The organism is Paenibacillus sp. S28 (genome assembly GCF_016624415.1).
Classification (GTDB): Bacteria; Bacillota; Bacilli; order Paenibacillales; family Paenibacillaceae; genus Paenibacillus_AQ; species Paenibacillus_AQ favisporus.
In genome coordinates, this window is the sequence record NZ_JACVTM010000002.1 from 748946 (window position 1) to 772311 (window position 23366).

At 54.9% G+C, this 23366-nt stretch carries 21 protein-coding genes; 15 read left to right on the forward strand and 6 right to left on the reverse strand.

Features of this window, described 5'->3' with window-relative positions; all coding sequences use genetic code 11:
* The first annotated feature begins 3 nt into the window (after positions 1-3).
* Positions 4-1755, forward strand: coding sequence for a glycoside hydrolase family 2 protein (locus IAE55_RS07965; RefSeq protein ID WP_200631590.1), 1752 nt, complete (start codon positions 4-6; stop codon positions 1753-1755).
* A gap of 247 nt (positions 1756-2002) precedes the next feature.
* Positions 2003-2317: a hypothetical protein gene (locus tag IAE55_RS07970; protein WP_105442164.1), complete on the forward strand. Its 315-nt coding sequence runs from the start codon at positions 2003-2005 to the stop codon at positions 2315-2317.
* Positions 2318-2424: 107 nt separating this feature from the next.
* On the opposite strand, the gene IAE55_RS07975 is transcribed toward IAE55_RS07970, so the two are convergent.
* Positions 2425-3069, reverse strand: coding sequence for a cysteine hydrolase family protein (locus IAE55_RS07975; protein ID WP_200631592.1), 645 nt, complete (start codon positions 3067-3069; stop codon positions 2425-2427).
* 209 nt (positions 3070-3278) lie between these two features.
* Here IAE55_RS07975 and IAE55_RS07980 point away from each other — a divergent pair, with 209 nt between their 5' ends.
* On the forward strand, positions 3279-4247 hold the full coding sequence (locus tag IAE55_RS07980) for a LysR family transcriptional regulator (protein WP_200631593.1): 969 nt from the start codon (positions 3279-3281) through the stop codon (positions 4245-4247).
* A gap of 105 nt (positions 4248-4352) precedes the next feature.
* On the opposite strand, the gene IAE55_RS07985 is transcribed toward IAE55_RS07980, so the two are convergent.
* Together IAE55_RS07985 and IAE55_RS07990 are read right to left on the reverse strand one after the other, a co-directional pair.
* Positions 4353-4610 (reverse strand): hypothetical protein, encoded by a 258-nt coding sequence (locus tag IAE55_RS07985; protein WP_200631594.1) that lies wholly within the window; start codon positions 4608-4610, stop codon positions 4353-4355.
* An 82-nt stretch (positions 4611-4692) separates the two neighbouring features.
* Positions 4693-6087 carry an amidase gene (locus IAE55_RS07990; protein WP_200631595.1) on the reverse strand — a complete coding sequence of 465 codons (1395 nt, stop codon included), beginning with the start codon at positions 6085-6087 and terminating at the stop codon, positions 4693-4695.
* Between the two features lie 378 nt (positions 6088-6465).
* On the opposite strand from IAE55_RS07990, the gene IAE55_RS07995 reads away from it, so the two are divergent.
* Genes IAE55_RS07995 through IAE55_RS08020 form a run of 6 tightly spaced genes read left to right on the forward strand, consistent with a single transcriptional unit; the run spans position 6466 to position 12955 of the window.
* On the forward strand, positions 6466-7443 hold the full coding sequence (locus IAE55_RS07995) for an ABC transporter ATP-binding protein (RefSeq protein ID WP_200631596.1): 978 nt from the start codon (positions 6466-6468) through the stop codon (positions 7441-7443).
* A 30-nt stretch (positions 7444-7473) separates the two neighbouring features.
* Entirely contained in the window at positions 7474-9090 is a 1617-nt protein-coding gene (locus tag IAE55_RS08000) for an ABC transporter substrate-binding protein (protein ID WP_200631597.1), read from the forward strand.
* Between the two features lie 18 nt (positions 9091-9108).
* The gene (locus IAE55_RS08005; RefSeq protein WP_145158626.1) at positions 9109-10053 is read left to right on the forward strand and encodes an ABC transporter permease; all 945 of its coding nucleotides are present in this window, start codon (positions 9109-9111) and stop codon (positions 10051-10053) included.
* 14 nt (positions 10054-10067) lie between these two features.
* Positions 10068-10967 (forward strand): ABC transporter permease, encoded by a 900-nt coding sequence (locus IAE55_RS08010; protein WP_145158628.1) that lies wholly within the window; start codon positions 10068-10070, stop codon positions 10965-10967.
* Positions 10968-10980: 13 nt separating this feature from the next.
* Positions 10981-11973: an ABC transporter ATP-binding protein gene (locus tag IAE55_RS08015; RefSeq protein ID WP_200631599.1), complete on the forward strand. Its 993-nt coding sequence runs from the start codon at positions 10981-10983 to the stop codon at positions 11971-11973.
* Positions 11974-11992: 19 nt separating this feature from the next.
* Positions 11993-12955 (forward strand): carbon-nitrogen hydrolase family protein, encoded by a 963-nt coding sequence (locus IAE55_RS08020; RefSeq protein WP_200631600.1) that lies wholly within the window; start codon positions 11993-11995, stop codon positions 12953-12955.
* A gap of 146 nt (positions 12956-13101) precedes the next feature.
* Here IAE55_RS08020 and IAE55_RS08025 read toward each other — a convergent pair whose 3' ends face one another.
* Both IAE55_RS08025 and IAE55_RS08030 read right to left on the reverse strand, forming a co-directional pair.
* The gene (locus IAE55_RS08025) at positions 13102-14040 is read right to left on the reverse strand and encodes an aldo/keto reductase (protein ID WP_145947692.1); all 939 of its coding nucleotides are present in this window, start codon (positions 14038-14040) and stop codon (positions 13102-13104) included.
* Between the two features lie 42 nt (positions 14041-14082).
* A complete protein-coding gene (locus IAE55_RS08030; RefSeq protein WP_200631601.1) occupies positions 14083-15081 on the reverse strand; it encodes a Gfo/Idh/MocA family protein in 999 nt (332 codons plus the stop codon).
* A gap of 128 nt (positions 15082-15209) precedes the next feature.
* On the opposite strand from IAE55_RS08030, the gene IAE55_RS08035 reads away from it, so the two are divergent.
* Positions 15210-16049 carry a helix-turn-helix transcriptional regulator gene (locus IAE55_RS08035; RefSeq protein WP_089547970.1) on the forward strand — a complete coding sequence of 280 codons (840 nt, stop codon included), beginning with the start codon at positions 15210-15212 and terminating at the stop codon, positions 16047-16049.
* A gap of 187 nt (positions 16050-16236) precedes the next feature.
* On the opposite strand, the gene IAE55_RS08040 is transcribed toward IAE55_RS08035, so the two are convergent.
* Positions 16237-17307: a LacI family DNA-binding transcriptional regulator gene (locus tag IAE55_RS08040; protein WP_105442175.1), complete on the reverse strand. Its 1071-nt coding sequence runs from the start codon at positions 17305-17307 to the stop codon at positions 16237-16239.
* A gap of 320 nt (positions 17308-17627) precedes the next feature.
* Here IAE55_RS08040 and IAE55_RS08045 point away from each other — a divergent pair, with 320 nt between their 5' ends.
* From IAE55_RS08045 to IAE55_RS08065, 5 genes are read left to right on the forward strand one after another with little or no spacing between them, the layout of a single operon-like run.
* Positions 17628-18941 (forward strand): ABC transporter substrate-binding protein, encoded by a 1314-nt coding sequence (locus IAE55_RS08045; RefSeq protein WP_200631603.1) that lies wholly within the window; start codon positions 17628-17630, stop codon positions 18939-18941.
* A 14-nt stretch (positions 18942-18955) separates the two neighbouring features.
* On the forward strand, positions 18956-19831 hold the full coding sequence (locus IAE55_RS08050; protein ID WP_200631604.1) for a carbohydrate ABC transporter permease: 876 nt from the start codon (positions 18956-18958) through the stop codon (positions 19829-19831).
* Positions 19818-20657, forward strand: a complete 840-nt coding sequence (locus tag IAE55_RS08055; RefSeq protein ID WP_145158640.1) for a carbohydrate ABC transporter permease — start codon at positions 19818-19820, stop codon at positions 20655-20657. Before IAE55_RS08050 ends, IAE55_RS08055 begins: the two co-directional genes overlap by 14 nt.
* A gap of 30 nt (positions 20658-20687) precedes the next feature.
* Positions 20688-22367 (forward strand): alpha-glucosidase, encoded by a 1680-nt coding sequence (locus IAE55_RS08060; RefSeq protein WP_234489349.1) that lies wholly within the window; start codon positions 20688-20690, stop codon positions 22365-22367.
* Positions 22368-22397: 30 nt separating this feature from the next.
* On the forward strand, positions 22398-23354 hold the full coding sequence (locus IAE55_RS08065; RefSeq protein WP_200631606.1) for an MTP-1 family protein: 957 nt from the start codon (positions 22398-22400) through the stop codon (positions 23352-23354).
* Positions 23355-23366: the final 12 nt, after the last annotated feature.

Consider the following 23366-nt stretch of genomic DNA (forward strand, 5'->3'; position numbering starts at 1 on the left):
GAAATGACAGAGATGCTGCGCGGCGAATATCCTCGCCCACAATTGGTTAGAGCGGATTGGCTCAACCTTAACGGAGTATGGAATTTTGAATTTGATGACGAAGCGGCCGGCGAGAGGGAAAAATGGTACGAGCATCCTTCCTTCTCGCGGACCATCCAGGTTCCGTTTTGCTATCAGAGCAAGCTGAGCGGAATCGGAGATCCTTCGTTCCATGATATCGTGTGGTACCATCGGAACTTTACGGTGCCAACAGCGTACCAAGGCAAGCGGCTGATTCTGAATTTCGGTGCCGTGGATTATGAATGCAAAGTATGGGTGAACGGCAGGCTCGCGGCTATCCACGAAGGCGGTCATACCCCGTTTGACGCGGATATTACGGACCTGCTTCAGGGAGCGGACAACTCGATCGTGGTCAAAGCCGTCGATTACAGCCGGGACGCGGCGCTTCCGCGGGGCAAGCAGTACTGGGAGGAACAATCCGCCGGGATCTTCTATACGAGAACGACGGGAATTTGGCAGACGGTATGGATCGAACCTGTGCATGACCTCCATATCCGTAGGATTCGGCTGACGCCGGATATCGATACGAATGAAGTGTCCCTGCAGGCTTTCGTTCAGGGCTGGGACACCCGGGCCAAGCTTCAATTAAAGTCGGTTATTTCTTTCGCGGGGCAAGTCGTTTCCGAAGATACCTATTCGGTGACGGGGAAAGACGAGATGCGCCGCATCCGCCTGCACGATTTTAACGATCATGGCTTGGGGCGCTGGTGGTCGCCTGAACGTCCGAATTTGTATGACTTGGAGCTGACGCTCCTGGTTGACGGAGAAGCGGTGGATACCGTCGCCAGTTACTTCGGCATGCGGAAAATTTCGATCGAGGACGGCGTCGTTCTGCTCAATAACCGTCCTTATTATATGAAAATGGTGCTGGACCAGGGGTATTTTCCGGACGGCCTGCTGACCGCTCCTTCCGATGAAGCGCTGAAAAAAGACATTGAGCTGACGAAGGAAATGGGATTTAACGGCGCCCGGAAGCATCAAAAGATCGAAGACCCACGTTACCTGTACTGGGCGGACCGTTTGGGCCTGCTTGTCTGGGGAGAAATGGCCAACGCGTTCCGGTTCACGGAAACCTATGCCGGTCAGATCACCCGGGAATGGCTGCAGGCGGTGGAGCGGGATTATAATCATCCCTGCATCGTGGCCTGGGTTCCGCTCAATGAAAGCTGGGGCGTAACGAATATTTTGGTGAGTCCTGCCGAGCAGCAGCATGCGCTGGCGCTGTATCACATGACCAAATCGCTGGACATGTCACGTCCGGTCATCTCTAACGACGGCTGGGAACTGGTCAAGACCGACCTGGTTACTATTCATGATTACGAATGGCGCAAAGAAGTGCTGGCAGACCGCTATTCGACCGTGGAGCAGGCGCTTCAGGCAAAACCGGGCAACCGCTGGATTCTGGTGCCGGGGTATCCTTATGAAGGACAGCCGCTGCTGCTTACCGAATTCGGCGGAATCTCATTCCAGAAGGGGAACCAGGAAGGGTGGGGTTACTCCGGAGCGTCGAATGAGGAAGATTTCGAACGGCGCCTGGCCGACGTGGTTCAGGGCGCTCTAGCTTCGCCCGTGCTTCAGGGCTTCTGCTATACGCAGCTGACGGACGTCGAACAGGAAATTAACGGTTTGCTGACATACGACCGGCAGCCAAAGATTCCGCTGGAGAAGATCCGTGAGATTGTGCAGGGACGTTGATACAGCTTTTAAAATAGAGTGGCTAATATGTAAATAAAGAGTGAAGAGGGCCCCGTTTCGGGGCTTTCTTTTTTTGTAAATGGTGGCATCGCCTAGTTAATCGGTATAAAGACTGTTATAATATATAAGACAAAGATATGATTGATCTGGATAATGTGGGCCCTTTCTTTGTTTAGAACCATCGCGTGACCAATGGAACTCAGAGTCCGAATAAAACCATGGTGATACAGGAAAAGGGGAATGAGAAATGGAAATGAAACTGATTTTTACAAACAAAGGCAAAAATGCCATCGGGAACTTCGAAAACGAGGAGCTGATCGAAGTGTTCACGAGGTACAGTAAGACATTGATGAAAAAGTACGATCTTGTCGTGTCGGTTCCCTCTGAAGATAACCGCGACATTACGGCCGACGGTACCATCAATGTGCAACTGAACGACGTCAAATGCGATGTTCAAACGTTCTTCAAGGAACTGGCCAGAGATGTGAAGGTTCCGTTAAAGAAACGGCTGGACGCCGGCGAGACGCTGGATGGCGTGTTTAAGGCGGAGTTGGTCAAATAAGGCATTAGAATAATCGTTAATGAAGAAAAGGGAGCCGGCGGGCTCCCTTTTTTTTGATGATCGAGCGGAACCACACAAATAACAGCTTAGCCTTTTAGAGCGGATATTCATCCGTTCACGGCTGCAGCACCGGCCGTTAATTCCGACCAGACCGCCTTCACGTCTCCGGCTTTCATAATTTTTCCGAAGTAATGCCCAATGTTCGATAGGGTCATTTCGTGGGCCTCGGCAGAGGAACCGGCGCAGGCGTCCTCGACGAGCGTCACGTTATAGTCGAGCATAAATGCGTCCCTGGCGGTCGACTCCACGCATACGTTTGTGAGGACGCCGGTCAGGACAACGGATTTGCACCCCAGAGAGCGCAGCATCAAATCGAGGTTGGTGCCGATAAATGCGCTGTACCGATGCTTTTCCACCACATAATCGCCCTCCTTGGGCTCCAGCCCGTACAGCTCCGTGCCCCAACTTCCCTTCTCGACGATCCGAAGCGGGTTGCCGCTGGCAGTATGCTGCAGCTCCCATGCCTGGGAGGTAGTGCCCGCATCCAACGTCATTTGTACGAAGATGACCGGCACCCCGCTAGCCCTCGCTTGACCGGTAAGGTCATGGATGGGCCGCACACAAGCCTGGAACGCCGGAATATCAACGATTCCCGCGCGGCCGCAGGCTCCGTTTTCGTGGCAAAAATCGTTTTGCATGTCAATAATGATCAGGGCGGTATCCTCCGGATGAAGCCATGCATGGGTACTCAAATGAAATCCCTCCAAAATAAATATTGTTGTATTTATGTCAAATAATATAACATTAAAACCCCGATTACAGGATATCGCACTTTTTTATACCCTGAATCACAAGAAGTGTGATATAAATAGGATGATGTATGTTATTTATTCTTACACAATCGAAAATTCCTCCGACCTGCTGATCGGTAAAACCAATTTTTATGGAAGGTGGGGATGGAATGGATCTGGAAGGTCTGCATTCATTTGCAACGATCGCCAAGGAGAAGAGCATTTCCAAGGCTGCCCAGACGCTGCATGTCACCCAGCCGACGCTTAGCGCGAGAATACGCAAGCTGGAGGAGGGGATGGGAGTCAAGCTGCTGGACCGGGGGTGGGACGGAGTGAAGCTGACGCAGGAAGGGCATTATTTTCTGTATTATGCGATCCAGATGGTAAGCCAGTTCAACAATGCCTCCGCGATGCTGAACAAAGCAGACCTGCTGAAGTTCGATCGCTCCCTTGCCGAAGTGACCCGCATGGACCGGATGGTGATCGGCGTCGACACCGGACTGTCCAGCAGGTTCGTGTACCCTCTGGTTGCCGAATTGCAGCGCATTCGCCCCGATCTGAAGTGTAAGTATGTTTCCCGTTCGTCCATGCTGCTCATTGATCTGATCGAGTACGGGGTCATCGATATCGGGCTGTTTTATGATGTGAAGGAATCCCGCCATTTGCAGCCGGTGCATCTTCTGGACGACGAATGGGTGCTGCTGTGTTCGGAAGAAGCCTACCGGGGCGTGATCCGCAAGGATGATGACCTTATCGACGTGCTCAAGCATGACATGTTCGTGCTGTTCGAAAATCCGATCGCCACCTACGTGAATGTATGGGAGGTGCTGTCCAGACTGTTTGGGTCCACGCCCGACAAGTTCCAAATCGTGGACAGCAGCGATATGATGCTGGGGGTTGTGGCCAACGGCCAGGGATACACGTTCGTACCCAAATGCTACGTCCCTGAGTTGTACCTGGAGGCCTATCCGATCCGAATGATCCCTTTTGGTTCCATGCTGCCGGCTCTGCCGGTATACATGGCATACTCGGAAACCGTCCAGCTCGACGTGCCGATCGGCGAATTGCAGCGCAGGCTGCTTGCCAGATACAAGCCGGGCGCAGGGCACACCGCCGCTTCCGGCGGTTTGAATGGATAAGGAGACAAATACAAAATGGGAGCACCCTCCTGGATGAAATGAGCCGGGAGGGTGCTTTTTTGCTTGTGTGGATTCAAACGAAGAAGTCGATCGTGCACGGATTCATCATGATGCGGGTGCAGCGGTTGGAGTTGTCATACCTTTTCTAAACATCGGCTGGATGACGGGCTCGATGCCCTCGACATCGATGTCATACAAAGTTCCTAGAAGCGAAAGGAGCGGAATGGCGGCAGACGCTGCCGCTTCTATACGCTCTTTGGCCATCGGGATGCCGATGATCGCTGCCTGCAGAACCTCGGCGGTGCTTTCTTCCGCCTCCCTTTCTTTCCGGGTGGTGGCTGTTAGCTTGTATTCGTTATCCATGTTATTCCTCCTCTGGTATGGTATGTAGCAGGCTGATTCGTCTGTCCACTGATCAGGTGATATGCGGAAACCGGTTTTTCGACTAGTCCAGCTCCGGATGACGGAAATGCCAGTCCGTGCTTTGTTCATACGCATGGCCGATGCCGAGGAGCTCCGCTTCGGCAAACGGTTTGCCGATGAGCTGCATGCTGATCGGCATCCCTGCAGCCGAGAAGCCGCAGGGCATGGCGAGGCTCGGCAGGCCGGTTACGTTCGTCGGCATGGTCAGTTCAGCGAAGCGCATGCTGATTTCGACGTCGTGGATGCCAGGCGCAGTTGCCGGGAGGGTCGGGGTAAGCAGGACGTCGGCTGCAGATAGCGCCTGCATATACTCCTGCTGCAGGAGCCGGCGCGCCCGCTGAGACTGCAAATAGTGGACGGCCGGGATCAGGCGGGCGCCTTCGATCATTCCCCTGACATCCGGTCCGTACTGCTCCGGCTGTTCCCGGTACCACTTCTCGTGAATGGAGGCGACTTCGCCCATGCAAATACCGTTGCCGATCGCGCTGACACGGCTTAGGAGCGGTATCTCCACTTCAATGACATTCGCTCCAAGCAGCTTGAACTGCCCCATGGCTGCCTGAAGGGCGGCCTCCACCTCCGGATCAATGCCATCGTAGTAAAAGGACGAGGGAATCCCGATGGTGATGCCGTGCAGATCGCCGCGAAGCATACCGGTGAAATCCGGGACCGATACGTCGGCCGACGTATCGTCCAGCGGATCATACCCCGCCATAGCCTGAAGGCAGATGGCGGCGTCTTGGATCGAGCGGGTCAGCGGGCCGGCGTGGTCCAGCGACCACGACAGCGGAAAAATGCCATGGCGGCTGACCCTTCCGTATGTCGGCTTCAGGCCGACGATGCCGCAGGCCGCTGCGGGAATGCGGACTGAGCCGCCGGTGTCCGTGCCTGTGCCCATGTAGGCAAGTCCGGCCGCTACGGCCGATCCCGAGCCACCGCTTGAGCCGCCCGGCGATTTCTCCAGGTTCCACGGATTGCGGCAGGGACCGAAATGAGGACTGTTCGTCAGCGTCCCGGCGGCAAACTCATGGGTCTGCACTTTGCCGAGCAGGACCGCGCCTGCTTCTGCCAGCTTACGGACGACGGTGGCATCCGTATCCGGCACGAATGTTTCGAGGATTTTAGAGCCGACAGCCGTCCGGATTCCCTGGGTATTGTAAATATCTTTGTGGGCGATAGGAATTCCGTGAAGCGGACCTCTGTACTCTCCTTTCATGATTTCAACTTCGGCCGCTTTGGCCTGGGCGAGCGCGAGATCGGCCGTAACCGTTACGTACGCATTCAGCCGGGGATTGAGCGTTTCAATCCGTTCGAGAAGCATCTGCGTAATTTCGACGGGTGAAATGCGGCGGCTGCGGATCCGTTCCGATAAACCGGCGATCGTATCATACAGCAGCTCCTGATGCATGGTGGTCATAGATAACATCTCCTTTGCTAAAAAAGATTGTGGATGAGTGCTCTACCTCTCGAATGACTTGAACAAATGGATTCTTTAAGGATATCCACCCATAGTTGATTCACCTTCAACCTGTGTCATTTCTATGGGAGAATAATGGTCCTTGAACGCAAAAATCCAATCGTTTTGTGTGTAAAGGGAGGTGATTGTCAAGAAACATAACATATATTTTGCCGAAAAGGGGCTGAAATAAGGTATAGAATGTTTCGATATCCTAACATTGCAGAATTTATGTTAGTATTTATCACACAAACAACATTCCTGGCATGCTACAAAAAAAACCGATTGATCATAGGCCAGGGAGATCCAATTTTCAGAAGCTGCGAAGGAGGGAATATGATGTCAAATCTTTTGGAAATCGACAGCCTTGTCACCTCATTTTCGACCAAGAAAGGGATGGTGGATGCCGTCAGGGGAGTCACCCTTCGGGTCAAAAAAGGCAAGACGACGGTTATTCTCGGGGAATCGGGTTCGGGGAAGAGCGTCATGCTCCGTTCCATTCTGCGGCTGACGCAGCGCGGTTCGAATGTTGCCGGCAGCGTCCGGCTCGAAGGAGAAGACTTGCTGGGCAAATCGCCGAAAGAAATGGTGGGGATCCGCGGGAACCGGGTGGCGATGATATTCCAGGACGCCCTCTCGGCGCTCGACCCGCTGTACCGGGTCGGCGACCAGCTGAAGGAAACGATCAGGGCGCACCATAAAGTGGGGAGAAGGGAAGCTAAGGATAGGGTCATCGAGCTGTTCCGTAAGGTTGGCATTCCTTCGCCGGAGGAAAGGGTGCGCGCCTACCCCCATGAGATGAGTGGCGGCATGCGGCAGAGGGCGGTCATTGCGATGGCGCTCGGCTGCCGTCCCGATCTACTTCTCGCCGATGAACCGACCACCGCCCTGGACGTTACCATTCAGGCGCAAATCCTTCGGCTGTTCAAGGAGCTTCAGGCCGAGTTCGGAATGTCGATCGTGCTGGTCACCCATGATATCGGCGTGGCCGCCGAAATGGCCGACGAGGTCGCCGTCATGTATGCCGGCAAAATCGTCGAGTATGGATCGGCGGAGGAGGTTCTGACCAGACCGATGCATCCCTACACGGCCGGGCTGATTGCGGCGACGCCTCAGAGCAAGCAAACGGGAAGGCTGTCCACCATCCCCGGACAGCCGCCGCTCATTACGGAAATGCCGCCGGGATGCGCTTTTGCACAGCGCTGTCCTTATGCCGAGAGCCGGTGCACAGAGAGTGTCCCGGATTACGTAAGCGCGGGACGATCACAGCAGGCGGCCTGCTTCCAGATTGCCGGCCGGGAAAGATACGCCCAATAAAAATAATGGAACCCTGTGGAGGTGCCGGAGATGAAACCATACTCAAGCTTGAAAAAAACGTACGCCATCACACTGCTGCTTATCCTGTGCCTCTCAATGGTTCTTAGCGGGTGCGGCAGAGGCGGAGCAGCCGCCGAAGGCTCGGCGGCGAAAGGGACCTTGGTGATTGCCATGTCCGCCGCGAACATCCCGGTACCGGACACGATGCCGACCGAAGGCTACGAAGGGATGCGCTTTGTCGGCTATCAGCTGTACGACGCGCTGGTGAAATGGGATTTGACGCAGGGCGATAAGCCGGCTGAACTCACGGGCGGCCTGGCCGAATCGTGGGAACATTCGAACAGCGATCCGACCGAGTGGACCTTTCATCTGCGCCAAGGGGTTGAGTTCCATGACGGAACGCCGTTTAATGCGGATTCCGTCATCTTTGCCCTCGACCGTCTGCTGAAGCCGGATTCCCCGTATTACGATGCAAAAATTGCCGGTTCCACCGGCAGCTCGCTTCGTTTTATCGCGAAGTACGCCAAGGCGGACGAAAACACGGTTCGAATCTATACCAACGGACCATACAGCTTTCTGCTGTACGACTTGGCCAGCATCCTGATACCAAGCCCGGAAGCGGTCAAGAAATACGGCGGGGATTATGCGAATCATCCCACCGGAACAGGGCCCTTCAAATTCGTGAGCATGAAGCAGGGGCAGGAATTGGTTATGGATAAGAACGACAAGTACTGGGGCACGGTCCCGAAACTGGAACGGGTGGTGCTCCGGCCGATCAGCGATCCGTCCGCCCGGCTCGCGGCAATTCAGTCCGGGGAGGTCAACTGGGCCGAGATTCCGCCAACCGAATCGATTGAGCAGCTGAAAAGCATGGGATTCCAGGTGCTGACCAATACGTACCCGCACATTTGGCCGTATGTCCTGAACACGGCCGATGGCCCATGGAAAGACAAAAGGGTGCGGCAGGCGGCGAATTACGCCATCGACCGAGAGGGCATGAGCGCCGACTTGCTGGGTGGCGCCTCCATCCCGGCGACGCAGCTGATGTACAAAGGGCATGCTTGGTACAGTTCCGATGCGGAGCCGTATGCCTATGACCCGGACAAAGCCAAGAAGCTGCTGGCGGAAGCGGGTTATCCCAATGGCTTCTCAACCACCTTCCTGGTCCCGACAAGCGGATCCGGCAACATGTGGCCGGTGCAGATGAACGAATACGTTCAGAAGGACCTGAAGGCTGTGGGGATCGACGTGAAAATCGAATCTATCGAGTGGCAGTCGCTGCTGACCCAGTATCTTCAAGGGTTCCCCAAAGACAAGGAAGTGGGCGCAATAAATATTTCCCTTCCGACCATTGCTCCGAACTCCTTCCCGAACTTCTTCTCGTCGTCGGCTCTGTTTCCGAAAGGCTTGAATATCGGCGGATACTCTAATCCGGAGCTGGATCGGATATTGAACGAGGCGCAGACCAGCTTCGACGCCAGTAAGCGGGATGTGCTGCTGAAGCAGGCCTCGGCGATCATTGCGGAGGACGCCCCTTGGATCTTCGTCGTGCATGACCTGAACTTGAGGGTGCTCGCGCCGGATATTCACGGCTTTGTTCAGCCTCAGTCCTGGTTTGCGGATCTGACGGGCATCTCCATCGAGTAAAAAAGGGGGTATACGCGCATGGTTGCTTTTATCAGTAAACGTCTGCTTCTGTTCATCCCCACGCTGTTTGGCGTATCCGTCATCGTGTTTCTGATGCTCCAAATGGTCCCCGGAGATCCCGTCAACACGATCGTTCCTGCGGATGCGACCGAGGAAGAGCGGATGCGGGTAACACGCGAGCTTGGGCTCGACAAGCCGATTTATGTGCAGTTCATCTATTGGCTCGTCCATATGTTTCAAGGGGATATGGGGACATCTATCATCAAGCGGCTGCCGGTCAGCGAACTGCTGCTCCCGGCTGTAGGAAATACGCTGCTGCTGGCGGCGGCTTCCGCCGTCGTATCGTTCGGCCTCGGCCTGGCCATCGGCGTTTACAGCGCATACCGTCCCAAATCGTGGGCGGCTGCTCTGTTCAACGTGCTGGGACTCGCGGGAATCGGCATGCCGAATTTCTGGGCCGCGCTGATTCTGATCGGGATATTCTCCGTCAGTCTCGGCTGGCTCCCTTCCTCCGGGATGCAGAGTATCGGGGATGGGGGGCTGCTGGATACCTTCAGGCACCTGATCCTCCCGACGATTGCGGCCTCCCTGACGACGCTTGGCGTTATGACCAGGATGGTGCGCAGTACGATCGCGGGTTTGCTCCAGCAGGACTTCGTGTTCGCACTGCAGGCCAAAGGTGCGCCGGCAGGCAAAGTGCTGCGCCATGTGCTCAAGAACGGCATGCCGACCATTTTGACGGTGGCCGGGCTCCAATTCGGCTATTTGATCGGCGGCTCCGTCCTGGTGGAAACGGTCTTTGCCTGGCCCGGCATCGGCCAGTTGATCTACCAGGCGATCGGGCAGCGGGACTTTCCCATCGTCCAATCGGGCGTTCTTGTGGTAGCTGTCGCTTTTGTTCTCATCAATCTGGCAGTCGACTCACTGCATGCGGTTCTTGATCCAAGAGTAAGGCATTCTTGAAAGGAGTGGGCAGCATGGCTACCAATGTTCAATCCATTGTTCCCGATGCGGCTTCGGCCGCAAGTTTGCCAAAACAGCCCTCGCAGGCTGCCGAACGATGGCGGGCGTTCTGCAGGCGGAGAGCGGCGCTGGTCGCGCTGGTCATTCTTGCCGCGATCATCCTCGCCTGCATCGCCGCCCCGTGGCTGTCCCCGTATGATCCTTACGCGGGTAACGTCAAAGAGAGGCTTCTCCCTGTCGGGTCGGCGGGACATCTTCTTGGCACGGATGAACAAGGCCGGGATTTGCTTACCCGGATCTTTTACGGGGGGCGGCTGAGCCTGCTGTCAGGCATCGTTCCGGTCATGATCGCCGTTATCCTAGGTGGCGGGCTTGGAATCATCGCCGGATATTTTAAAGGTATCGTCAATACGCTCATCATGCGCACGCTGGATATTTTGTTCTCGTTCCCGGCGATTCTGCTGGCCATCGGCATCTCCGCTTCGCTCGGTCCGGGCATCAGCAACATCATGATCTCGGCGACGATCGTCTTCATTCCGCCGATTGCCCGCATTGCCGAAACGGCCGTGAAGGAGGTGAAGAAGGAGGAGTATATCGAAGCCGCGCTGTCCAGCGGGGCCGGAACGGGGCTCATCATCCGTTTTCATGTCGTAAACAACATTTTTTCTCGACTGTTTGTCTACAGCACGACCCAGATCGGCATCTGCCTCATGCTCGCGTCCGGTCTGAGCTTTCTGGGACTCGGCGTATCGCCGCCGACGCCGGAGTGGGGATTTATGCTGAACAATTTGAAGCAAGTCATATTTATTGACCCTATCGTTACGATCGTCCCGGGCATCTTTATATTCGTCACATCGCTTGCGCTCAACATCGTATCCGACGCCTTGTCGGATGTACTGGACAGTAAAGGTTAAGGAGGGATAACGGATGGAGGACATTCTTGAAGTGACCGATGTCAGCAAGACCTTTCCCCTGCGGGGAATATTCGGACAGAGCAAGGGAGGGGTGTCCGCTGTCAACGGGGTATCCTTCACGCTGAAATCCAAGGGTACGCTCGGCATCGTCGGCGAGTCCGGATGCGGCAAGTCTACTTTGGCCCGGCTGATCATGAGACTGATTGAGCCTGACCAAGGGCAGGTCCGATACAAGAACGAGGATTTGCTGAAGCTCGGCGGTTCCGATTTGAAGAAAATGAGGAAACGGATTCAAATGGTGTTTCAAAATCCTTATTCTTCGCTGAATCCGAAGCTGACCATTCTGGACAATGTGGCGTTCCCGCTGTGGGCCAATGGAACCGGGCGGGCTGCCGCCAGTACGCAGGCATACCGTTATTTGGATGCGGTAGGCTTGCCCAAATCCTATGCCGCGAAGTATCCGCATCATTTAAGCGGCGGGCAGAGGCAGCGCGTGGCCATTGCCAGGGCGCTCGTGCTCGAACCGGACATCGTCATTGCCGACGAGGCAGTGTCGGCGCTGGACAAATCGGTGCAGGCCCAGGCGCTGAACCTGTTTCAAGATCTGAAAAAGGAGTTCGACCTGTCGCTGATCTTTATTTCCCACGATCTGCACGTGGTGGAATATATGAGCGACGATGTCATGGTGATGTATTTGGGCGGCGTCGTGGAGAAGGGGCCGAAGGAAGAAGTTTTCGCGAATCCACGGCATCCTTACACGCAGGCGCTTCTAAAGTCGGTGCCCTCGGTGGACCTGGCCGTTCGCAAGGCGCCGGAAACCGTGCTGCTGAAGGGTGATCTCCCGAGTCCGTTGAATCCGCCGTCCGGCTGCCGCTTCCGGACGCGGTGCATGTTCGCCGAAGCGCGCTGCGCACAGAATGTGCCGGCTCTTGTTGAGGTAGGTGAGGGTCATCACACGGCGTGCTTGCTGGTACACGAAGGAATGGTGGCCGTTCAAAATTTGTAGAAGGGTGTGTGAATATACGATGACAAATCCAAAGTTCGGCTCTAGCGAGGTTCAGGACATCGTTACGGTAGCTGCGATAAATTTTCATCCCAAATGGGGGGATAAGGCGGATAATTTGAAGCGCATGAAAGGCTATGTGCGGACGGCGGCGAAGCAGGGCGCGGATTTGATATTGTTCCCGGAAACCGCGCTAACCGGCTACGGTGTCAAGGATGACGACCCTGAAATGCAGAGGCAGAATGCCGAAACGGTGCCCGGCGAATCGACGCTGGCCCTTGCAGAGCTGTCCAAGGAATACGGTGTGTATGTCGTGCTTGGGATGCCGGAGCGGGATGCGGCGGACCCGGATATCATCTACAATTCCGCGGCCGTGGTCGGTCCGGAAGGCGTAATCGGCGCCTACCGCAAAATCCATCCGGCAGCCAAGGAGTCACTATGGGCGACAAAGGGCAGCGAGCCGCTCATGTTCGACACGCCATGGGGACCGGTGGGGGTCGGCATCTGTTACGATTCCTACTGCTTCCCTGAACTGGTCCGGCATTATACCGCGCTTGGTTCGCGGATATATTTGAATCCGACGGCGATCCACAATGTGGAAGGATGGCAGGACCTGTATTACACGACGCTCAAATCGAGATCGCTGGAGAACGGCACGTTTATCGTCAGCTCGAACCTTGTCGGCCAGGATTACGATTCGTATTTTCCCGGTGGCAGCATGATCGTCGGTCCTGCAAGCCACATCGGCTCGGAATACAAGGGGGCGCCGGTCGAGGACAAGGAGGCGGTCGTGCTGGCGACCCTCGATTTGAGCCAGGCGGGAGGCCGGCTCCCGTTGTTTGAGCACAATCCGCTGACCGGTGTGCCGGACTGGAGGCCTGACATATACCTGCACATGCTGAGCGGCATAACCCGGAACGGCAAGTGGGCCGGCAGCTCGGAAAATAAGCTGCTCCCCAAGCCGTCGGCCGCCGTCATCGTGTAAACTCGTCTGCCGATAACGAACAAAAGCCGCCCTCTGCCTGGTCTGTTAGACTAGGGAGAAGGCGGCTTGTTGTTATGCTTGACATGCTCGGCGTCGGAACGACTAGAGGTCAGGGAATGCAGCCCAGCTTACCGCTGCTGTATAGCTTAGCGTTCGTCCGAAGTCAGGTCCAGCCAGTCAAGCTCCGCACGGCTCAGCTGAATCCGGGAGCCCTCGTCGCAGGAACGCAGCTCTTCTGCCGACTGGGCGCCAATCAGGGCGCAGGTCGGGAACGGCTGGTTCAGCACGTAAGCGAGGGCGATTTGGATGGCGGTCACGCCGCGCTCCTCGCCGAGCTGCTTCGCACGCTCCAGGCGCTCCCAGTTGGCGTCGCTGTAGAACACGCGGACCAGGTCGGCGTTGTCGCGGACTTCCGGCGTAAACCGGCCGGTAAAGAAGCCTCTTGCCTGGGAAGACCAGGAGAAGAGTGGAAACTGCTCGGCTTCATGCCAGGCGCAGGTTTCGGCATCGGCCGAGACGCAGCCTTTCCAGAATGGCTCGTTCGGCTTGGCAAGGCTGAGGTTCGGGCTGCTGAAGGTAAAGCCGGTCAAGCCTTTCTCGGCCGCGTAATCGTTGGCTTCCTTGATCCGCTGCCACGTCCAGTTGGAACAGCCGATGGCGCCGACGGTACCTGACTTGACATATTCGTTCAAAATTTCGATCACTTCGCCGGCAGGCACGTTCGGATCGTCCCGGTGCAGCGCGTACAGATCGATAAAATCGGTCTGCAGCCGCTTCAGGCTGGTCGTAATATCGTGCCGGATGGCTTCCTTGTTGACGCGCGGACCGTTCTGGTCGTGATGGGCGCCCTTGGTCAGGATGACGATCTGATCCCGGTTGCCGCGCTCCTTCATGTAACGGCCCAGCACTTCTTCGCTTTCCCCGCCGCAATAGATGTGGGCGGAGTCGACGGAATTGCCGCCGATGGCCAGATACGCGTCCATATTAGCCGCGGCTTTATCGTACGAATTGTGGTAAAAGTAGTCCGTGCCTTTCATCAAACGGGAAACCTTTTTATCCAGACCTTTGACCGAAATGTATTCCATGGATGATACCCTCCTAAGCTATTGTGGTTTTTTAATGGTTCGTTACAGCGCAACCCGGGTATGCTCGCGTGCAGACAGCAAGCAGGCGTCAATCACTTTCATGTTGTGAATCGCATCTTCGGGCTGGAACTGCAGCGGCGTCTTGTTAATAATGGCCCGGGCGAGCTGATCGGCCTGCAGGCTGTATGCGTTTACATGAGGAACCTCGATTTCGCTCCGCTCCCCGCGTACGGTCAAGTAGAAGTTGCCGCTGCCTGGCGTCGGTGTAACGTAGGCTGAAGGCACCTCGATGATGCCGTCCGTGCCGAGGATTTCCAGCGGATTGCGCGACGCGGCCCACATGGCGCAGTCGAAGGTCAGTGCGACGGAGCCGTCAAATTCGATGAGGCCGGAGGCCATCATATCGACATCGTCATGCTCCGGCGAGAAAAAGGCGTTCACCGTGACGGCGATCGGTTCCTTGCCGAGCAGCAGCCGAGCCGCGTTGATCGGATAGCATCCGACGTCGTAGATCGAGCCGCCGCCCCAATCCTTGCGGTAGCGGACGTTCGTTTTGTCGCCGGCGTTGTTAAAAGTAAAGGCGCTGCGGATGCCGCGGACTTCGCCGATTTGGCCCGAGTCGATAATCTGCTTGATCTTGTCGTAGCGGGGGTGGTAACGGTACATGAAGGCTTCGGACAAGTACACGCCCGCTTTGGCGGCGGCTTGAGCCATTTCGGCTGCTTCGCTTTCGGTTAGGGCCAGCGGCTTCTCGCACAGGATATGCTTGCCGGCTTCCGCCGCGCGGATTGTCCACTCTTTATGAAGATGATTCGGCAAAGGAATGTATACGACGTCGATGGACGGATCCTCAAGCAGCGCCTCGTAGCTTCCGTAAGCGACCGGAATATTCAGGTCCGCCGCCGTCTGCTTAGCTTTCTCCTCGTTGCGGCTGGCGATGGCGGCGACTTCATTCAGCTCGGACTGCTGCACCCCGGGAATGACCGAGCGCTTGGCGATGCCCGCGCAGCCCAGGACGCCCCATTTCAATTTCTGGCTCATGTTCGTGTATCATCTCCTCAAGAAGCTTATTTATGATTATATTGCGATTATAAAAGATTATATTTAAAATTAATATAATACGATTTTGCAATGTATTATAACAATATTGTCATTTGGGGTGAGGACAGGTGAAGCGGCAAAGCCATTTGCTGACCCTTCCGTCGATGCCGTTTTTCTGTTTTCCCGAATCGGTCGGCTTTTACCGGAACGATCCGGGTCACAGTGTATTCCGGGAGGCGGGGGCCTTGAACAATTTCAACATTCATTACGTGGCTGCAGGCAGAGGGTACGTGGAAGTGGAGGATGTGGTCTACGAGCTGGGGCCGGGAGAGGCGGTGCTGTATTTTCCCATGCAGCGCCAGCGGTACTACAGCAGCGAGGAAGACCCGTGGGATATCCGCTGGTTTCACTTCTACGGGAGCGGTCTGCAGGATTATTTGATCGAACGCGGTCTGCACCACAGCCTCTTATGGACGATCCGCCAATCGGCTTCGTTTGAGCAGGCGCACGAAAATCTGCTGCAGGAGGCGGAAGAGCACCGGATGCTCCACCCGGTCCGCCTCTCGACACTTACTTACGCGCTGCTGGCCGAATTTATCGAGCATGCCACGCCGTTGTCTCCGGTCAAATCGAACAATTCGGGCAGCCGGATCCTGGAGCTGCTTCCGGTCATGCAGCAGGAGGCGGTCAAGCCGTTCATCCTGGAGGATTGGGCGGGCAGACTTGGCATATCCACCTACTACTTCTGCAAGCTGTTCCGCAGCGTAACCGAGATGACGCCGATGGAGTTCATCACGCGCTGCCGCCTTCAGATGGCGAAGCAGTGGCTGCTCGAGCGAAAGAGTGCGACGATCGGGCAGATCGCAGAGGACGCGGGTTATCCAAGCGTGAGCTATTTCAACAAGCGTTTTATGGAGCATGAGGGGATGACGCCTTCGGCTTACCGGCGGTTATACGGAGGGGCGTAAGCGTAAGGGATCATTCGGCGGTAATCCGCGGGGATCACATTTGTCCCATAATTGAGATCCTTCTTGCCACCTGACCGAATACGACCGTTACTCCTAGCAATTTTTAAAAGTACAGTAAAAAAGCCGGTCCCTCGCAAGTTGAGGGACCGGCTTGCTTTGATTTCAGTTCTTCGCTGTCTATTTACGGTTATTTCCCGTTCCTGTTCGCTGTTTCATGACCCTCCAGCTTCTCCGTACCAGCGCTGGGCGCTGGACCGCTGGACCCCCGCTTCAGCAGCTTGGTGGGCAAGAGTAGTTCGGTATACGGATGCTCGGGATGATCCATCCGCCAGAACAGCTGCTCCACGGCCTTGCGTCCGTAGAGCTTCAGGTCCACATCCATCGTCGTAATTTGAGGCGTGGACACCTGAGACAAATAGCCGTTGTCGAAGCTGACGACGGAGACGTCCTCCGGCACGCGGTAACCCGATTGCTGCAGGGCCGAATTCAGGTAAAAGCCGAGCCCGTCGTTGACGCAGAACCATGCCGTCGGGAGCTGTGGCAGCGTTTTTATTTTTTGCAAAATGTAATCCGTGTTCTCTACAGCATCCTTGATTACCCATGGCTCGTGGATCTCCAGTCCGAAGTCGTTCATCGCCAGTACGTATCCTTCCCAGCGCTCGTAATAACTTGGCGAAAACGAAGTGTTGGCCAACAGGCCGATCTTTCGATGTCCCAGTTCTGTCAAGTGACGGATGGCCTCATATGCACTAAACCGGTTATTGGTTAAAATGCAGTCAGCATGGATAGAGGGGTGGTGATGGTCGATGAGGACCGTCGGTTTACCCATGTTTGTAATGGTATTAATATAGTCAGTTGTAATGTGAGACAGAATGAGGATGCCGTCCACGGATTGATTGAGCAGAAACGAAGGGAGAGCCAGCTTATCAGCCGACTGTTTGCTGACCGATTGGATCAGAAGATTTTTTCCCCTGCGCACCGTTTCGCGTTCGATACTCAAATAAATTTCACCAAAGAAACTTTTCATAGAAAAGGCAAAATCAGAAGCGATCAGCGCAATATTTCCGGTCTGTTCCAGCTCGCCGGAGCGGCGCTTACGACTTTGCGAATACACATATCCCATCCGGTGTGCCGTCTCGAGGATCAGCTTCCGCGTATCTTCGCTGACCCCGTCTTTTCCCGACAGCGCCTGGGACACGGAATTCTTCGATATATTCAGCTGCTCCGCAATATCCTGCATGGTTACTTTATCCTTCATATGACACCTCAATCTTTGTTTTGCCTGCATAATTGGAGTTCTTTCTAAGAAAATTAAAAAGAAGCCTGCCTTTCAATAAATCACATTACGATAAATTGTAACGTTACAAGTTCTATAAGTAAAGAGCCTTTATATAAAAAGATTATTCTATCTTTAATAAAGTGTTGACAAGGTTTTTGTAATGCACAATAATAGGGTTACACAAACGCTTACAAAAGATTAAGTAATCTTAATTTGTAACGTTACAAAATAATGTTTCGAGTCTTTGGAATGATGGTTTCAATCTTTCGAGACAATTTTTTGAGGAGGTCAACGATTCGATGAAAAGAAAAATGCTCGGACTTCTGGCTTTGGTGTTGGTGTTATCCTCCATGCTCGCCGCCTGCGGTTCCAAAAAGCAAAGCGCAACGACGGCGGATGGTGTGACGACCATTGAGTTTTGGGCGGCAGCCAATCCGACGCAGCAAGCCTTCTGGGAGAAGATGGCCAAGGCGTACGAACAGACCAATTCCAAAGTTAAAATCAACGTCAGTGTCATCAAGGAATCTCCAAGCTCCGAGGCCAGCATTCAGGCTGCGATTGCCGGGGGAAGCGCTCCGACCATTTCGGAAAACATCAACCGCGGTTTTGCCGCCCAGCTTGCAAACAGCAAGGCGCTGGTGCCGCTTGATACGCTAAGCGGATTTAACGATATCGTCACCACCCGTAATATGAAAAATACGATTGAACCATGGAAGTTCGCCGACGGGCATCAATACGTGCTTCCGATTTACTCCAATGCGATGCTGTTCGGCTGGCGCCTTGACCTGCTGAAGGAACTGGGGTACAACGAGCCGCCTAAAACGTACAGCGAAGCGCTTGAAGTGAATAAGAAGCTGAAAGCGAAATATCCGGACAAATACTTCTGGGCCAAAGCGGACCTCGCCGATCCGACGGCATGGAAGAGATGGTTTGACTTCTTCATGCTGTATAACGCGGCTTCCGGCGGCAACAAATTCATTGAAGGCAACAAGTTTGTCGGGGATGAGAAAGCGGGCGTCGAAACGCTGAAGTTTATTGACGATCTCCGCAAGGACAAGGGCATCCTGGCGCAAAACGTACAGGATCCGTTCGAGACGGGCACAAGCCTGTTTATCGACCTTGGTCCTTGGACCTTTACGAACTGGGCCGAGAAGTTCCCGGACATGAAATACAACCAGAATTACACGCTGAGCATGCCTCCGGTACCTGACGGCGTGGACCCGAAAGATTCCAAAACGTTTGCCGATACGAAGGGGCTTGTGATCTATGCGTCGGCCACCAAGGAGCAGCAGCAGGCGGCGATGGATTTTGTGAAGTGGGTTTATTCGGACGCGAAAAACGACGCCCAGTGGTTCGATGAAACGAAGCTGCCGCCGGCTCGCGACGACCTGACCACCAACGAATCCTTCAAGGCGATTTTGGACAAAAACCCGGAACTGAAGCCTTATGCCGAAAATGTGCCGAATGCGGTGCCGCCGATTGATAATCCGAAATATAACGACCTGCAGACCTTTATTGGACAAGAAGCCTGGAATAAGGTCGTCCGCGGGGAGATCGATCCGGCAGCCGGATGGGCGAACATGAAGAAAGCCATTGAAGGGGAACTTCAATAAAAGGAGTCTTCTAAATGAAAGAAAACAATAACCGGTTGGGCTGGCTGTTCGCCAGTCCCTACCTCATTTACTCTCTCGTGTTTTTCCTGATTCCGCTCGTTTGGTCCTTTTATTTGTCTTTTACGAACTGGGATCTGATCGCTCCCGAATATGACTTTGTCGGCTTTGACAATTTTACCAAAGCACTCAAATCGCCCGGCGTGCACGCCGCGTTCTGGGTGACATATAAATTCATGATGGTGTTTGTGCCGCTAGTGATCGTGCTGTCGCTTGTCGTTTCGGTTCTGGTGCACAGTCTTCCGCGTTTGAAAAGCTTGTTTCTCATCGGCTTTTTCCTGCCGTACCTGTCTTCCGGCGTCGTATCGGCGCTGATTGTGAAAGGTTTGCTGTCTTTCAACAGCCCGGTCAACACGGCGCTGCGCAAAGTCGGCATTAACATCGACTGGCTGGGGACTTCCTGGTCGGCACTTCTGATCGTCGGCATGATTATGGCTTGGAAATTTACCGGGTACTACGCGCTCATTCTGACGTCGGGCCTGGAAAGCATAGATCACGAAGTATACGAGGCGGCTGCCATCGACGGAGTTACCGGCCGGCAGCGCTTCTGGAAAATTACGCTTCCGCTGCTGTACCCTGCGCTCTATACGACGCTGATTCTTGCTTTCGGCGTCACCTTCGGCATCTTCACCGAGGTGTACCAGCTGACAGGCGGAGGTCCAAACAATGCCACCAATACGTGGCAGATGGAAATTTACAGCCAGGCGTTCAAAAATCTGCAGGCCGGTTATGCGTCTGCGGTGGCGCTGCTCGCCTCGGTAGCTACCTTTATCTCGATATTTATCATCCGGAAACTGCTAGAAAAGTGGGGTGCGCGAAATGGTTGGGTCTAAACGCAGCCGCAAGTCCAGTCTGACCATCCGCTATATCATCGCGGGAGTATTGCTGCTCGTGATGGTGTATCCGTATTTGTACATGGTGCTGAATTCGTTTGCCGACTGGGCACAGGTGGATCGGAAGCTGATTCCGAGTTCGTATACGCTGAAGTCGTACACCTGGCTGTTTACCGGCGGGGAGACGGGAATCACGCGGCCCTGGCTGGGCGCTTTTGTAAACAGTATCATCGTATCTCTGCTGTCGACCTTCCTCATGATGATGTTCGGGGTGATGGTCGCTTATGCCCTTTCGAAGCTGAAATGGCGCGGCAGGGATACCGTCAACAACTTCATTTTGTTCCATATGTTTTTTCCGGCCATCATTCTGCTGATTCCGAGCTTTCTCATTATTCAAAAGCTGGGCTGGTACGACACCTACTGGGCGCTGATCATTCCGAAAGGGGTCAGCCTGTGGGCGATCTTCATGTACACGAACTTCTTCAAGGCGGTACCATCCGTATTTATTGAAGCGGCCAAGCTGGACGGAGCAAGGGATTTTCAAATTTTGTACAAAATCATGATGCCGATGTCCAAGTCCATCACCAGCGTCGTCTTTCTGTTCCTGCTGATGGAGCGCTGGACCGAGCTGCTGTGGGATATGATCATGGTCCGCAGCGACGGGATGCTGACGCTGAACGTTCTGCTTTCGCAGATGTTTGGTCCGTACGGAACGTATCCGGGTCCGCTGTACGCGGGATCGGTGCTGCTGTCCCTGCCGATCATCATCCTGTTCATCATCTTCGGCAAAAACTTCCAGAAGGGCATGCAGGTCAGCTTGAAATAAGCGCTGCGCGATAGGAAGGAGCGGATCTCCATGGGGGAGAAGACGGTGGCTGCAGAGACACCCTGGTGGAAAAGCAGCGTTTTTTATGAAATCTACATGCCAAGCTTTTGTGACGGAAACGGGGATGGCACCGGCGATTTCCAGGGATTGACCTCCAAGCTGGATTACTTGCGGGAACTTGGAATCGGGGGCATCTGGCTGACTCCGTTTTATCCCTCGCCGCGCGTAGATAACGGCTATGACATCTCGAATTATTATGGGGTGGATCCGGTGTTCGGGACGCTGGATGACTTTGACCGTTTCGTCCGGGAAGCCCGCCGCCGCGGCATTCGCGTGATCGCGGATCTGGTGCTGAATCATACATCCGCCGAGCATCCCTGGTTCATAGAGTCCCGGTCATCACGGACGAGTCCAAAGCGGGATTGGTATATCTGGAAGGATGCCGTGGACGGCGGCACACCGAACCATTGGGAGTCCTTTTTCGGAGGGACGGCATGGGAATGGGATGAGGCGACCGGACAGTATTATTACCATGCCTTCGCCAAAGAGCAGGTAGATCTCAACTGGGCGAATCCCGAGGTCAGGGAGGCCATGAAGGAAGTGATGTTGTTTTGGCTCGGCCGCGGGATTGACGGTTTCCGGCTGGACGTCATTAATTTCCTGAAGGTGTCCGGGCAGTTTAAGGAAAACCCGGTCACGGCGGATGGCGAACAGGATCACCGGTTCGACCAAAATCAGGAGGGCATTGTGGAGGCCATCCGCGATATTTGCGAGTTCGTACGGTCTCAGAACAAAGATGTATTTATGGTAGGCGAAGTTGGTTCCGAGGATATGGAGGTGCTGCGCCGATACAGCGGCGGGGACCTGCTGGATGTGGTGTTTAATTTTAATCTGGGCAGCCGCAAGGAACTGAAGGTTCATGAGATGTTTGCCGAGCTTGTTCGGATGGAGGAGTTTCACCGGCCGGATCAGGTGCCGACGATTTTCTTCAGCAGCCATGACATGCCGCGGCATTATAGCCGCTTTTCTTCTGGAGACGATTCCCTGGACCTATGCACCGCCAAGCTGATGGCGGCATTGATGCTGACCGCCAAAGGCGTTCCCTTCATTTATTACGGTGATGAGATCGGCATGCGGGACTTCGTGCCGGCGGACATCGGGCAAATGCGCGATATTCAGGGGCTGACCGCATACCGGATGGCAAAGGAATCGGGGATGCCCGAGGCCGATGCGCTTACCGCCGCAATCCTTCGAAGCCGGGATCACTCCAGAACGCCTATGCAGTGGGATGGGAGCCGTTACGGCGGATTTTCACTTCACGGATCGTGGATACCCCTCGGCCCGTCGTCCCAGCAGGTTCACGTCCAGAAGCAGTGGGGGAGCAAGCACTCACTGCTGGAATTCTACCGCTCCCTCATCCGGCTGCGTGGTAAGCATAAGGCTCTCCAAACCGGGAAGTACACTTTTTTGAAGCGGAAAGGGGAGTGTATTTACTACGGCCGTCAATCGGAAGAGGAAGAGATTTGGGTTGCGCTAAATTTCGGGAACCGACCGTGCGATTTGAACCATTTGGCAGCCGACGCGGCTTCGTACCGCTTACTGCTGACCAGCAAAGAAACGTCCGCGGATTCGAATCGCTGTCATTCACTGGTTATTGATCCCTTTGAGGCTGCGGTCTGGGCAACGAACACGAACCATAACATGCAATGAATTTAACTTCGACCAGGTAGGGGGATCATCGTGTTAAACGTGAACAAAACGGAAGTAAAAACATGCCGTGTGCTGCTGGAACAGTACTTGGCGGGGCGGGAGAGAACCGCTCCTGCTCACAAGGCGGAGAAGCTGGTTTTTGCCGGCGTCGGAGACCGGGATGTATACAACATCACGGCTCCGTTCGAGGATGATGGGCGGACCGTCATCGCGGGCCGGGTGGAATCCCGCGACAGTGAGCATTCCCAGGTCGTGTTCTTCGTGGAAAACGACGGTGCCTGGGTGCCGCTTGAAGGAGCGCCGGTACTCGCACTGCAGGACCCGTTTCATACCCGGATCGGCGGAGAGCTGATCATGGGCGGAGTTCAGATTTACCCGCACCCGGAGAAAGAGGGAGCGCTCATGTGGCGCACGGCAATTTACCGGGGCGGCCGCATCGCGGATTTAAAGCTGTTTTTCACCGGTCCGGACGGCATGAAGGATCTGCGGCTCACCGGACTTCCGGACGGCGGGATCGGCGTATTCACCCGCCCGCAGGGCGATAAAGGCGGGCGCGGCCAGATCGGTTATTTCCAGGCCGCATCACTGGACGACTTGACTGTTCAGGCGATTGAGGAAGCCCCGCTCCTGGAAGGCCAGTTTATCCCCGAAGAATGGGGAGGGGCCAATGAAATCCACGTGCTAAGCAACGGCCTTCTCGGCGTGCTGGGACATACGGCCTGTTACGATGCCGAAGGCGATCGTCATTATTATCCCATGATTTTTGTACTCGATCCGCAGACGGCTGCGTTTTCCGATATGATGCTGATTGCGGTGCGGGATGATTTTCTGCCGGGTCCGGCCAAGCGCGAAGACCTTCAGGACGTCGTATTCAGCGGCGGCATCCTGCGCCGGGGCGACGGGACGGCGGTGCTGTATGCAGGAACAAGCGATGCGGAGGCACAGCGTCTGATCATAGCCGATCCTTTTGCGAGATTCGAATCCTAGTTAATACAATGA

Excerpts from the sequence above, each read along its gene's own strand:
- IAE55_RS08000 (WP_200631597.1), top strand. The coding sequence starts at position 7,474 with ATGAAACCATACTCAAGCTTGAAAAAAACGTACGCCATCACACTGCTG.
- IAE55_RS08015 (WP_200631599.1), top strand. The coding sequence starts at position 10,981 with ATGGAGGACATTCTTGAAGTGACCGATGTCAGCAAGACCTTTCCCCTG.
- IAE55_RS08005 (WP_145158626.1), top strand. The coding sequence starts at position 9,109 with ATGGTTGCTTTTATCAGTAAACGTCTGCTTCTGTTCATCCCCACGCTG.
- IAE55_RS07965 (WP_200631590.1), top strand. The coding sequence starts at position 4 with ATGACAGAGATGCTGCGCGGCGAATATCCTCGCCCACAATTGGTTAGA.
- IAE55_RS07985 (WP_200631594.1), bottom strand. The coding sequence starts at position 4,610 with ATGGATAACGAATACAAGCTAACAGCCACCACCCGGAAAGAAAGGGAG.
- IAE55_RS08050 (WP_200631604.1), top strand. The coding sequence starts at position 18,956 with ATGAAAGAAAACAATAACCGGTTGGGCTGGCTGTTCGCCAGTCCCTAC.
- IAE55_RS08055 (WP_145158640.1), top strand. The coding sequence starts at position 19,818 with ATGGTTGGGTCTAAACGCAGCCGCAAGTCCAGTCTGACCATCCGCTAT.
- IAE55_RS08060 (WP_234489349.1), top strand. The coding sequence starts at position 20,688 with ATGGGGGAGAAGACGGTGGCTGCAGAGACACCCTGGTGGAAAAGCAGC.
- IAE55_RS07995 (WP_200631596.1), top strand. The coding sequence starts at position 6,466 with ATGTCAAATCTTTTGGAAATCGACAGCCTTGTCACCTCATTTTCGACC.
- IAE55_RS07970 (WP_105442164.1), top strand. The coding sequence starts at position 2,003 with ATGGAAATGAAACTGATTTTTACAAACAAAGGCAAAAATGCCATCGGG.
- IAE55_RS08010 (WP_145158628.1), top strand. The coding sequence starts at position 10,068 with ATGGCTACCAATGTTCAATCCATTGTTCCCGATGCGGCTTCGGCCGCA.
- IAE55_RS08025 (WP_145947692.1), bottom strand. The coding sequence starts at position 14,040 with ATGGAATACATTTCGGTCAAAGGTCTGGATAAAAAGGTTTCCCGTTTG.
- IAE55_RS08030 (WP_200631601.1), bottom strand. The coding sequence starts at position 15,081 with ATGAGCCAGAAATTGAAATGGGGCGTCCTGGGCTGCGCGGGCATCGCC.
- IAE55_RS07990 (WP_200631595.1), bottom strand. The coding sequence starts at position 6,087 with ATGACCACCATGCATCAGGAGCTGCTGTATGATACGATCGCCGGTTTA.
- IAE55_RS08040 (WP_105442175.1), bottom strand. The coding sequence starts at position 17,307 with ATGAAGGATAAAGTAACCATGCAGGATATTGCGGAGCAGCTGAATATA.
- IAE55_RS08045 (WP_200631603.1), top strand. The coding sequence starts at position 17,628 with ATGAAAAGAAAAATGCTCGGACTTCTGGCTTTGGTGTTGGTGTTATCC.
- IAE55_RS07980 (WP_200631593.1), top strand. The coding sequence starts at position 3,279 with ATGGATCTGGAAGGTCTGCATTCATTTGCAACGATCGCCAAGGAGAAG.
- IAE55_RS08020 (WP_200631600.1), top strand. The coding sequence starts at position 11,993 with ATGACAAATCCAAAGTTCGGCTCTAGCGAGGTTCAGGACATCGTTACG.